Source organism: Comamonas sp. GCA5, from assembly GCF_036541385.1.
Classification (GTDB): domain Bacteria; phylum Pseudomonadota; class Gammaproteobacteria; order Burkholderiales; family Burkholderiaceae_C; genus Comamonas; species Comamonas aquatica.
The window spans coordinates 1-11994 of the sequence record NZ_JAZHFR010000097.1; the positions used below are offsets into that span (position 1 = coordinate 1).

The 11994-nt window shown below is 66.4% G+C and carries 9 protein-coding genes and 1 pseudogene; 1 reads left to right on the forward strand and 9 read right to left on the reverse strand.

All coding sequences use genetic code 11. From position 1 onward, the window contains the following. The 9 genes and pseudogenes from SJH88_RS16685 to SJH88_RS16725 form a co-directional block, all read right to left on the reverse strand. Positions 1-120, reverse strand: a pseudogene (locus tag SJH88_RS16685) (electron transfer flavoprotein subunit beta/FixA family protein); the annotation flags it as partial. 168 nt (positions 121-288) lie between these two features. Beyond that, positions 289-1272 (reverse strand): Bug family tripartite tricarboxylate transporter substrate binding protein, encoded by a 984-nt coding sequence (locus SJH88_RS16690; protein ID WP_274755130.1) that lies wholly within the window; start codon positions 1270-1272, stop codon positions 289-291. Between the two features lie 58 nt (positions 1273-1330). Then, on the reverse strand, positions 1331-2332 hold the full coding sequence (locus SJH88_RS16695) for a Bug family tripartite tricarboxylate transporter substrate binding protein (RefSeq protein ID WP_274755131.1): 1002 nt from the start codon (positions 2330-2332) through the stop codon (positions 1331-1333). Between the two features lie 101 nt (positions 2333-2433). Beyond that, positions 2434-3675 carry a CaiB/BaiF CoA transferase family protein gene (locus SJH88_RS16700; RefSeq protein ID WP_042418129.1) on the reverse strand — a complete coding sequence of 414 codons (1242 nt, stop codon included), beginning with the start codon at positions 3673-3675 and terminating at the stop codon, positions 2434-2436. A 33-nt stretch (positions 3676-3708) separates the two neighbouring features. After that, complete coding sequence (locus SJH88_RS16705; RefSeq protein ID WP_042418126.1) at positions 3709-4515, reverse strand: oxepin-CoA hydrolase, alternative type; 807 nt, start codon at positions 4513-4515, stop codon at positions 3709-3711. An 83-nt stretch (positions 4516-4598) separates the two neighbouring features. Beyond that, positions 4599-5735 (reverse strand): acyl-CoA dehydrogenase family protein, encoded by a 1137-nt coding sequence (locus tag SJH88_RS16710; RefSeq protein ID WP_274755132.1) that lies wholly within the window; start codon positions 5733-5735, stop codon positions 4599-4601. A 145-nt stretch (positions 5736-5880) separates the two neighbouring features. Beyond that, positions 5881-7080 (reverse strand): acyl-CoA dehydrogenase family protein, encoded by a 1200-nt coding sequence (locus SJH88_RS16715; RefSeq protein WP_274755133.1) that lies wholly within the window; start codon positions 7078-7080, stop codon positions 5881-5883. A gap of 76 nt (positions 7081-7156) precedes the next feature. After that, entirely contained in the window at positions 7157-8353 is a 1197-nt protein-coding gene (locus tag SJH88_RS16720; RefSeq protein ID WP_274755134.1) for an acetyl-CoA C-acyltransferase, read from the reverse strand. A gap of 286 nt (positions 8354-8639) precedes the next feature. Continuing rightward, positions 8640-10757 carry a 3-hydroxyacyl-CoA dehydrogenase NAD-binding domain-containing protein gene (locus SJH88_RS16725; RefSeq protein ID WP_274755135.1) on the reverse strand — a complete coding sequence of 706 codons (2118 nt, stop codon included), beginning with the start codon at positions 10755-10757 and terminating at the stop codon, positions 8640-8642. 126 nt (positions 10758-10883) lie between these two features. Here SJH88_RS16725 and SJH88_RS16730 point away from each other — a divergent pair, with 126 nt between their 5' ends. Continuing rightward, complete coding sequence (locus SJH88_RS16730) at positions 10884-11789, forward strand: LysR family transcriptional regulator (protein ID WP_274755136.1); 906 nt, start codon at positions 10884-10886, stop codon at positions 11787-11789. Positions 11790-11994 lie beyond the last annotated feature (205 nt).

Below are 11994 nucleotides of genomic sequence, written 5' to 3' on the forward strand. Positions count from 1 at the left end.
TTCGTCAAACGGGTTCATGCTCATCTTGACGTTGGCGATGTCCACGCCTGTGCCGTCGGACTTCACGCGGACTTTGACGTTGTAGTCCACCACGCGCTTGACTGGAACCAATACCTTCATGGTTTTGCTCTTTCAATGATTGTTGGTTAAAACGGTCACCAACGCTTATACAGCAAGCGCTGGCAGCTATGAATTCAGTATTTCAAAATACCGCCATCACGTTGGGTGAACCCTGCGCGATGGCGGCCCTGCCCGCCGCCCTGGCGGGCGGCTGGGGCGCTCACAGACTCACTCCGCTGCCATCCCCTTTTCACGCACCACCTTGCTCCACTTGGCGTAGTCGGTGGTCAGGCTTTGCTGCAGCTGGGCAGCGGGCAGGTAGCGGGCAATCGCGCCGGCGCCCAGGATGCGGTCCTGCACGGCCTTTTGCGACAGGATTTCCTTGAGTTCCTTGTTCAAGCGCTCGACCACGGCCGGGGGCAGGCCCTTGGGGCCGAGGAAGGCGCCCAGGGACACGGCGGAGAAACCATGGATGCCTTGTTCGGCGATGGTCTTGACCTCGGGGATCATGGCCACGCGCTCGGGCGAGCCCACGGCCACAGCCACCAGCTTGCCGGACTTGATGTGCGGCAGGGCCGCGACCAGGTCGGCGTACATGATGGGCACCTGGCCACCGATGGTGTCGGTGATGGCGGGCACACCGCCCTTGTAGGCCACGTGCTGCATGTCGAACTTGCCCAGGTCCTTGAGCAGTTCCATGCTCATGTGGCCAAAGCTGCCGGCGCCGCTGGTGGTGTAGTTCAGGGCCCCCTTTTGCGCACGCGCGGTGTCGATCAGCTGCTGCAGCGTGGTCACGCCGGGCAGCTTTTCGGGGTTGACGACCATCACGATGGGCAGGTCGTAGATCATGGCGATGGGGGTGAAGTCCTGCGTCACCTCGTAGCCGGTGTTCTTGTAGAACAGCGGCGCGAACAGCGTGGGCGTGGCCAGGGTCATCAGCGTGTAGCCATCGGGGGCGGCGCGCTTGACCTGGCCGGCTGCGATGGCGCCCGAGGCACCGGACTTGTTTTCCACGATGATGGGCTGGCCCAGACGATCGGACAGTTCCTTGCCCACGATGCGCGAGACCACGTCGGTGGGGCCGCCCGGTGGGAAGGGCACGATCAGGGTGATGGGCTTGGTGGGCCAGGCGGCCTGGGCCCAGGCGGAACCGGCCACCACGGTGGCTGCGGCGGCCAGCGCCAGGCGTCGGGTCATGGGGTGTGCGTACATTGCTTTGTCTCCTGTTTGGTTGTCATGCATGCGCAGGGCCAGGCCCTGCGCGGGGGTGTCAGTCCACCCGGGCGTCGGCCACTTCGATCAGCGACTTCCACACGGGTGCGGCCTGGGCATAGGTCTTGGCAAAGCCTTCGGGGCTGCTGAAGACGGGCAGGAAGCCTGCGCCGTCGATGCGCTCCTTGACCTTGGGGTCCTGCGCGGCGTCCTGGATGGCGGCGGACAGCACGTCCACCACGTCCTTGGGCGTGCCGGCAGGCAGGGCCATGCCGACAAAGCCGGCGATGGCGTAGGCGTCATCGGTCACGCCCTGCTCGTAGATGGTGGGCAGCTGGGGCAGCACGGACATGCGGCTCTTGCCGGTCACGCCGATGGCTTTGAGGCGGCCGCTGTCGATGAAGGGCTTGGTGTTCTGCGCGCTGGAGAAGCACAGTTGCAGCTGGCCGCCGATCAGCTCCTGGATCATGGGCGCCTCGCCCTTGTAGGCGACGTGGGTCATGTCGGCATCCATGCTCTTGCTCATGTAGGCACCGCCCAGGTGGGCGTACGAGCCCACGCCCCAGGAGCCATAGGACACCTTGCCCTTGTGGGCCTTCACCCAGGCCAGCAGCTCCTTCATGTTGTTGGCCGGCACCGAGGGGTGGACCACCAGGGTCACCGGGGCCGAGGCCAGCAGGGACAGCATCAGCAGGTCCTTCTGCGGGTTGTAGGCCATCTTGGTGTACAGGAACTGGTTGATCAGCAGCGAGGTGCTGAGCGAGACCACGACGTTGTAGCCATCCGGGGCCGACTTGGCGACCATGTCCGTGCCCAGCATGGCCGAGGCACCGGCCTTGTTCTCCACGATGACGGGCTGGCCCAGCTTCTTGGACATGGCCTCGGCCAGCACGCGCGCCACGATGTCGGTGGCGCCGCCGGGATTGAAGGGCACGATGAAGCGCACGGGCTTGTTGGGGTAGGCGGCCTTGGCCCAGGCGGGCAGGCCGCCCAGGCTGGTGCCGGCGGCCGCGGCCGTGGCGGCCAGGAACTGGCGGCGGGGGATGGTGATACGGTCCATGTGATTGTCTCCCTGTTGAACGGAACGGTGGAAGCCGGCCCTCGGTCCTTGCCGCGCAGCCCTCTGGTGGGTCCGTCGCAGGCGGTCCGGCTTGGCAAAAATCAGCCTTGTTGCTCGGGCAGCGTCAGCACGCCCTTGTCCTTCAGCGCCTGCAGCTGTGCATCGCTCATGGACAGCAGTTGCTGCAGCACTTCGCGCGTGGCCTCCCCCAGGGTGGGCGGGGCGTTGCGAATCGGCAGGCGCTGGCCATCCAGGCGGTATGGCGGCGCAAACACCCAGGTCTGGCCGGCCACGGGGTGCGGCATCTGGTGGAACATGCCGGCCTGCTGCGTGCGCTGGCTGGTCAGGGCCTCGTGCAGGCCCGCCACCTCGCCGCAGGGGATGCCCACGGCGTGCATGCGGTCCAGCAGCTGCTGGCGCGGATGGCTGGCGATGATCTGCTTGAGCATGGGCAGCACTTCGAGGCGGTTGCGCGCCCGCTCCACGTTGGTGGCGTAGCGGGGGTCTTCGAAGATGTCGGGACGGTCGATGACGTGGCGGCAGAAGGCCTCGAACTGGCGGTTGTTGCCCACGCCGATGATCAGCGGACCGTCGGCCGCCTCGAACAGGCCGTAGGGCACGATGGACGGGTGGGCGTTGCCGTAGCGCTGGGTGTCGTGGCCCAGCAGCATGGCATCCAGCGCGTAGTAGCCGTTGATGGTGATGCCGCAGTCGTACAGCGCCAGCTCGATCTGGCGGCCCCGGCCATTGCGGCTGCGGCGGTACAGCGCCGCCAGCACGGCCTGGGCGGCGTACATGCCGGTCATCAGGTCGACCACGGCCACGCCGAACTTCAGCGGGGGCGTGCCCTCCTCGCCGTTGATGGCCATCAGGCCGGCCTCGGCCTGGATCACCAGGTCGTAGCCGGGGCGCTTGGCCTCGGGGGTGTCGCTGTTGTAGCCGGCCACACTGCAATAGATCAGGTCGGGCTTGATGGACTTGAGCTTGTCGTAGCCCAGGCCCAGCTTGTCGGCACCGCCGTGCTTGAAGTTGTGGATCACCACGTCGAACTGCGGCAGCAGGTCATAGATGATCTGCACGCCTTCGGCGCTTTGCAGGTCCAGCGTGATGGACCGCTTGTTGCGGTTCATGCTGTTGTAGTAGGTGGTCTCGGTCTGGCCGATGCGCATGCCCCAGTCGCGCGTGTCATCGCCGCGGCCGGGGTGCTCCACCTTGATGACTTCGGCACCGAAGTCGGCCAGCACCTGGCCACACAAGGGGCCGGCAAACACCCGCGACAGATCGAGCACGCGCACGCCTTCCAGCGGAAAGTCGATGTCGTCGGGCAATGGTTGGGTGGTCATGTGAGGGTCTCCCTGGGCCTGTGGTTCTGGTGTTTACTGCGTCAGCGGCACGCTGGGTGCCTGGCGGAAGCTGGGGGCGCGCTTTTCCAGGAAGGCACCGATGCCTTCGCGCGACTCGGCGGTCTCTTGCGACTGCACCATGTAGCGGGCTTCCAGCTCCAGCTGTGCTTCCAGCGTGTTGCGGGGGGCCTGGCGGCACAAGTCCTTGATGCGCGCCATGGCCAGCTCGGGGCCCTGGGCGATCTGCTGCGCCAGCGCCAGCGCCAGCACGATGGCCTGGCCGGGTTCGGCCAGGCGGTTGACGGCGCCCAGGCGCTCCATGCGCTCGCCGCTGATGCGCTCGCCGGTCAGGCACAGCTCGGTCAGCACCTGGCGCGAGACGAATTCAGACAGGAAGGCGGTGGCGCCGCCATCGGGCGTCAGGCCGACCTTCACATAGGCCACGGAGAACACGCTGTCGCGCGCGGCCACCAGCATGTCGCAGGCCAGCGCCAGCGACAGGCCGGCACCGGCCGCCGCGCCTTCGACCGCCGCAATGACGGGCTTGGGGCAGTCGCGCACGGCGCGGATCAGGTCGTGCAGGCCTTCCAGCTTTTCGCGGCGCTGCTCCACGGGCAGCTCGCGGCGCTTGGCCAGCTGACGCAGATCGCCACCGGCACAGAAATGCCCGCCTTCGCCGGTCAGGATGACCGCGCCGATGCTGGCATCGGCCGCGGCGTCCGCCAGCGCGGTGGTGACGGCCGCATAGAACTCGGGCGACAGCGCGTTGCGCGCGGCCACGTTGTTGTTGGAGAGGATGAGCACATTCCCCTCGCGACGAATCAGCAATGCATCGTTCACCGCATGTCTCCTTGGCTTGTTGTCGTGGTCGGTGGGTGCCGGGGCCGGCCGCCCGGGCGCACAGCGCCCGGGCGGCCTGGGACTCAGACGGCCTGGCTCAGCGCCATGAAGCGCGCCAGGTGGTGGTCTTCGTCACCGAACTGGTGGTCGATCATGACCAGGCGCTTGGCGTAGTGCGCCAGGGGCAGCTCCCAGGTCATGCCGATGCCGCCGTGCATCTGGATGCTTTCCTCGGCCACCAGCGTGCCCGCGTAGCCCACGGTGTACTTGGCCGCGGCCAGCATCTTGGCGCGCTCCACGCCCTGGGCGTTGTCGATGGCATCGGCCGCGTTGATCACGGTCGAACGCACCTGCTCCACCTCCAGCAGCAGATCGGCCATGCGGTGCTGCAGGGCCTGGAAGGTGCCAATGGCCACGCCGAACTGCTTGCGGGTCTGCAGATACTCCAGCGTGTACTGCTTGGCCACGTCCATGGCGCCCAGGGCCTCGGCCGCCAGCGCCAGCAGGGCATAACCCTGGATGTGCTCCAGCAGGCCATAGCCTTGGCCTTCGGCCCCCAGCAGGGCGTCGGCACCCAGCTGCACGTTGTTGAAAGTCAACTCGGCGGCGCGGCCACCTTCAAAGCAGCTGTAGCCGCGCTTGCCGATACCGGCCGTGGTGCCATCCACCAGGAACAGGCTGATGCCGGCTTCGTCGAAGGCACCACCGGCCGTGCGTGCCGACACCAGCAGCAGGTCGGCCTTTTCGCCCAAGGCCACCACGCTCTTGGCGCCGTTCAGCACCCAGCCCGTGGCGGTCTTGGCGGCCGTGGCGGTGACCTTGTTCAGCTCGTAGTGGCTGCCGGGTTCATCGTGCGCCAGGGCGGCGATCACGCCGCCGGCGATGATGTCGTCCAGGCGCTGCTTTTGCGATTCGGTGCCCGCGGCAATCAGCGCCTGGCCCACGACCAGGGCGCCCAGCAGGGGCTCGGCCACCAGGCCGCGGCCCAGCGATTCGAACACCACGCTGATGTCAAAGCCCGAGCCGCCAAAGCCGCCTGCGTCTTCAGGAAACAGCGCGCCGATGGCGCCCAGTTCCGCAAACTGGGCGTACAGCGCGGGGCTGTGGCCTTCGTCGCCATAGGCCAGCTGGTTGCGGTGCTCGATGTCGTACTGCTCCGCCACGAAGCGGTTCAGGCTGTCCGCCAGCATGCGGCGGTCTTCGGTGTGTGTGAAGTTCATGACAAATTCTTTCTACCCAACAGGTCATCTATCCAGATCGCTCGGCATCACCGCTTTCGAGGGAGACACCGAGCAAGAGCCGCCTCGCAGCAAGGGTGTCGTCCCCCTTGGGGGAAGGCGCGCAGCGACTCAGGGGGGTGGACATTTACAAGCCCAGGATCATCTTGGAGATGATGTTTTTCTGAATTTCGTTGGAGCCGCCGAAGATCGACAGCTTGCGGTAGTTGAAGTAGTTGGCCGCTGCGGTGGCCGCTTCGTCGATACCGCCCACAGGCGCTTCGTCGTAGCCTTCGTACTGGGCCGCATCAATGTAGGGCGTGGCGTACACACCCATGGCGCGGCGGATCAGCGACAGGATTTCCTGGCGAATCTCGGTGCCGCGGATCTTCAGCATGGAGCTTTCCGCACCGGGCACACCGCCACCGGCCACGGCGGCGATCACGCGCAGGTTGGTGGTCTTCATGTTTTCCAGGTCGATCTCGACGCGCGCCATGCGGGCGGCGAACAGCGGGTCCTGGTTCAGTGGCTGGCCGTTCTTGTGCACCTTGGCGGCGATGACCTTGAGCTTGGCCAGCGCCGAGATGCAAAAGCCCACGCCGGCGATGCCGGTGCGCTCATAGGTCAGCAGGTACTTGGCATAGGTCCAGCCCTTGTTCTCTTCACCCACCAGGTTTTCGACGGGCACCTTCACGTCGGTGAAGAAGACCTCGTTGACTTCCTTGTCGCCGTCCAGCGTGCGGATGGGGCGCAGCTCCACGCCGGGGGTGTTCATGTCCACCAGCAGGAAGCTGATGCCGGCCTGGGCCTTGGCGTCCTTGTTGGTGCGCACCAGGCAGAAGATCATGTTGGCGTGCTGGCCCTGGGTGGTCCAGGTCTTCTGGCCGTTGACGATGTAGTGGTCGCCGTCGCGCACGGCCGTGGTTTTGACCGAGGCCAGATCGGAGCCCGCTCCGGGTTCCGAATAGCCCTGGCACCACCAGTCATCGCCGTTCAGGATGCGGGGCAGCCAGTACTTCTTCTGCGCCTCGCTGCCGTACTTGATCAGCACCGGGCCCAGCATGTTCACGCCAAACGGCACGATGCGCGGGCCACCGGCCAGCGCACACTCGGTGTCGAAAATGAACTTTTCCACAGCACCCCAGCCGGGGCCACCGTATTCCTTGGGCCAGTGGTTGGCGTACCAGCCGCGCTCGTTCAGGATGGCGTGCCACTCAGACTGGTCTTCCTTGGTCAGACGCTGACCGGCCTTGACCTTGTGGGCAATGCGCGCGGGCAGCTTGTCCTTCAGGAAGGCCTGCACTTCGGCGCGGAACGCCTCTTCTTGGGGGGTGAATTGCAAATCCATTGCGATGTCCTCAGTAATCCGTGGCGCGGTGCGCCGTCAAACTTCAAATCTGTATGCCCTGCCGCGCAGGGCGTGATCAAAAGATCTCAAACAAGCCCGCTGCGCCCATGCCACCGGCAATGCACATGGTCACCACGCCGTACTTGACCGACGGGTCCTTGGCCTTGCGGCGCTGGCCTTCCAGCAGGATGTGGCCGGCCAGGCGCGCGCCAGTCATGCCAAACGGGTGGCCGATGGAGATGGCGCCGCCATTGACGTTCAGGCGTTCGGTGGGAATGCCCAGCTGGCGCTGGCAGTACAGGGCCTGCGAGGCGAAGGCCTCGTTCAGCTCCCACAGGTCGATGTCGTCCACGGTCAGGCCGTGGCGTGCCAGCAGCTTGGGCACGGCAAACACGGGGCCAATGCCCATCTCGTCAGGCTCGCAACCGGCCACGGCAAAGCCACGGAAGGCACCCAGCGGCTGCAGGCCCAGGCGCTCGGCCACCTTGGCCTCGACCACCACGCAGGCACTCGACCCGTCGGACAGCTGCGAGGCATTGCCCGCGGTGATGAAGTTGCCGGGGCCTTTCACCGGCTCTAGCTTGGCCAGCCCTTCCAGCGTGGTGCTGGCACGGTTGCAGTTGTCCTGGGTGGCGATGACGTCACGGTAGGTGACTTCGCCGGTGTCCTTGTTCTTCTCCGCCATCTTCGTGGCGCAAGGAATGATTTCGTTGTCGAACAGACCAGCCGCCTGCGCGGCGGCGGTGCGCTGCTGGCTCAGCAGCGAGAAGGCGTCCTGGTCTTCGCGGCTGATGCGATAGCGCTTGGCCACCACGTCGGCGGTGTCGATCATGGCCATGAACAGCTCGGGCTTGCGCTCAACCAGCCAGGGGTCCATGTCGGTGGGCAAGTTGTTGCCCGCGCGGATGCCGGAGATGGTTTCCACGCCACCGGCAATCATGGCGTCCACACCTTCGGCCACCACGCGGCCCGCCGCGATGGCGATGGACTGCAGGCCCGAGGCGCAGTAGCGCGTGATGGTGGTGCCGGCAATGCTCAGCGGCAGCTCAGCGCGCAGCACGGTCTGGCGGCCTAGGTTGCGGCCCTGGAAGCCGTCGGGGTTGCCGCAGCCGAGGATCAGGTCCTCGATCATGGCGGGGTCCACGCCCGAGCGCTCCACCGCTGCCTTGACGGAAAACGCGGCCAGCTGGGCGGCGGGCGTGATGTTGAACTCGCCGCGGTGCGACTTGGTCAGCGGCGTGCGGGCGGTGGAAACGATGACGGCTTCGCGCATGGTGTGTTGTCTCGGTTGAATTGGTTTGGATAGCTGTCAGCGCTGTTGTTTCAAGTCTTTCCAATACTTTTGATATGGAAAGCCTGGTTGTTATTGCGCTTCCAGCTTCTCTTTTTGATGCCGCACCTTGAACGTGCGGCCCGGTGGCCTGGTTTTTGTGTGCCCCCGGTACTCCCTGATGGGCCTTGCGGCCCTTCCTCTTTGTGCGCCGCACGCGGCGGCGCACGCCGATCACGCTGCCTGACGGAGGCGGCGCCCTGTGCAGGTGGCCGCCCCTGGGCAGGCTTTAGTCCGCCTGGTTCAGGCTGTCAAAGTTCTTGCCTTCGGCGACCAGCTTTTTCAGCAGGGCGGCGGGCTTCCAGAACAGCGGGTCTTCCTGCTCGAACGCCTGGATGTCGGCCAGGATCTTGTCCAGGCCCTGCATGTCGGCCCACTTCATGGGGCCGCCGCGCCAGCGGGGGAAGCCGTAGCCGGAGATGAAGGTCACGTCCACATCCAGGGGACGCAGGGCGATTCCCTCTTCGACCACCTTGGCGCCTTCGTTGACCATGGCGGCCATGTAGCGGCGCATGATTTCCTCGGGGGTGAACTGGCGTGGCGTCACACCCTTCTTGGCGCGCTCGGCGTCGACAATCGCCAGCACTTCGGGGTCGGGCTGGCCGACGCGCGCGCCCTGCGGGTACAGGTAGAAGCCGCGGCCGGTCTTCTGGCCGAACCAGCCGTTCTCGCAGATGCGGTCGGCCACCTCGACGTAGCGCGCCTTGGGGTCACGCGTCGCGGCGCGGCGCTTGCGCGTGGCCCAGCCGATGTCACCGCCGGCCAGGTCGGTGACCTGGAAGGGGCCCATGGGGTAGCCAAAGCCGCGCACGGCCGCGTCGATCTCGTAGGGCGAGGCACCGTCTTCCAGAAGAAAGTCGGCGGCCTGCTTGTACACGGCCAGGATGCGGTTGCCGATGAAGCCATCGCAGACGCCGGCGCGCACGGGCACCTTCTTCAGCTTCTTGGCCAGCTCGAAGGCCGTGGCCACGACATCGGCGGAGACCTTGACGGGCACCACGATCTCCAGCAGCTTCATGATGTTGGCGGGGCTGAAGAAGTGCAGGCCGATCACGTCCTGCGGGCGGGCCGTGGCATCGGCAATCGCGTCGATGTCCAGGTAGGAGGTGTTGGTGGCCAGCACCGCGCCGGGCTTGCAGACGCGGTCCAGCTCCTTGAACACGGCCTTCTTGACCTCCAGGTCTTCGAACACGGCCTCGATCACCAGGTCCACGTCCTTCAGGTCGTCGTAGCTGGTCGAAGGGGTGTAGCGCGCCATGATGGCGGCCTTGCCCTCTTCCGTCATGCGGCCCTTGGCAATCAGGCCGTTGTAGACCTTTTCCACATTGGCCTGGCCCCGGGCGATGGACTCGGCATCGCGCTCGACCATGATCACGGGGTAGCCGGCGTCCAGCGCCGCCACGGTGATGCCGGCGCCCATGGTGCCGCCACCGATGATGGCCAGCTTGGCAAAGGCACGCGGTGCGGCGGCCTTGGCTTCAGGGATCTTGGCGGTCTCGCGCTCGGCGAAGAAGGCATGAATCAAGCCCTGGCGCTGGGGGCTTTCCAGGCACTGCACGAACAGGGCGCGTTCATGGGCCAGGCCCTGCTCGAACGGCAGGTTCACGGCGGCCTTGGCGCACTCGATGATCTTCAGCGGCGAGAACAGGCCACGCGCCTTCTTGGCGGTGTCGATGGCCAGGGCTTCCAGCTCGGCCAGGGCACCGACCTTGTCGGTGATCTCGATGTCGCGGGTGCGGCGCACGGGGGCGCCGGCCGCCAGCAGGCCGCGGGTATAGGCCAGGCCGGCGGCGGTCACATCGTCGCCTTCAACCAACTGGTCCACCAGGCCGGATGCCGCAGCGGCCTTGGCCGACAGGTGCTTGCCGCTGAGCATCAGCTCGGTGGCGGCCTTCACGCCCATCACGCGCGGGGCACGCTGGGTGCCGCCGGCGCCGGGCAGCAGGCCAAGGTTCACTTCGGGCAGGCCCAGCAGCGCCTTGGGCAGTGCCAGGCGGTAGTGGGCCGACAGCGCCACCTCCAGGCCGCCCCCCAGGGCGGGGCCGTGGATGGCCGCCACGACCAGCTTGGGGCTGGCTTCAATCGCGTTGCAGACCTCGGGCAGCGAGGGGGGCATGGCGGGCTTGCCGAATTCACGGATGTCGGCGCCGGCGATGAAGGCCTTGCCCTCACCGACGATCAGCAGGGCCTTCACGGCCGCATCGGCCGCAGCCTGCTCCACGGCGGCCAGCAAACCGGCGCGCACGGCCTGACCCAGTGCATTGACGGGGGGGTTGTGGATGCTGACCACCAGCACCTCGCCATCGAGGCGGGTTTGGACCACAGAAGCGGTGTTGTCGGAACTCATGCGCGTGTCTCCGGAAATCGGTTTTCAGGGAAAAGCCGTTTGTACTACGACAAAGGCTCTTTACAATCACCTCAATAATTGACAGAGCGTCAAATAAATTTAGACAATAACCAGGGAAAACCCGCAATGGACCTGCAGTCACTCACCCTGCTGGTGGAGATCATCGACAGCGGCAACCTCAGCCAGGCCGCGCGCAAGCTGAAGATGACGCGGGCCAACGTCAGCTACCACCTGTCGCAGCTGGAAAAGTCGGTCGGCGTGCAACTGGTCAAGCGCACCACGCGCCGGGTGGAGCCCACCGAGGTCGGGCTGCGCCTGTACGAGCACGGGCGCAACATCCACAACGAAATGCTGGCCGCGCGCGAGACCATCACCAGCCTGGGCCAGGAATTGCGCGGGCGCGTGGGCATCAGCGTGCCCAGCGGCTATGGCCAGATCGTGGTGAGCGACTGGCTGATCGAGTTCAAGCGGCTGTACCCCGGCATCGTGCTGGACGTGCTGTTCGAGAACCGCGCCGACAACCTACGCGACGAGGTCGACATCGCCATCCGCGTGATGCAGGAGCCGCCCCTGTCCGTGGTGGCGCGCAGCCTGGGCGATGTGCGCTATGTGGCCTGCGCCTCCAGGGACTACGCTGCGCAGCACGGCCTGCCGCAGACGCTGATGGAGCTGCGCGCCAGCCCGCTGATCACCGCCGGCGTGATGGGGCGCCAGCTGCGCCTGGCGGCCTACCAGGGGCTGGAGCGCCAGGAGGTGACGCTGGAGCCGACCATCATCTCCGAGCACTTTCCCTTCCTGCGCCAGGGCATCCTGGCCAGCCTGGGCGTGGGCCTGGTGCCCGACTATGTGGTGCAGGACAACGTGGCCACCGGCGAGGTGCTGACCACCTTGCACGACTACCGGCTGAGCATCTTCGGCACGCACATGTACCTGCTGTACCTGCCCAACCGCCACCAGACCCGGGCGGTGCGCACCTGCATCGACTTTCTGCTGGCCAAGGCCCGCGGCGAGGCCCAGCCCACGACGGCATGACGCCAGGGGCTGCGGCCCAGCCCTACCAACCCCACAAGCCCCGGCCCAGGCCCCACGGCCATTAAAAAACCCGCAGGCACAGGCCTGCGGGTGCTGTGGGATCGCCGCGCACGCTCAGTCGCGGCCCCCCTCTTCACGGTCGCGCCGGTGCGAGGGCCAGGCACGCCCCTCTTCCCGCGACGGACGCTCGGGCCGGCCCTCGGGG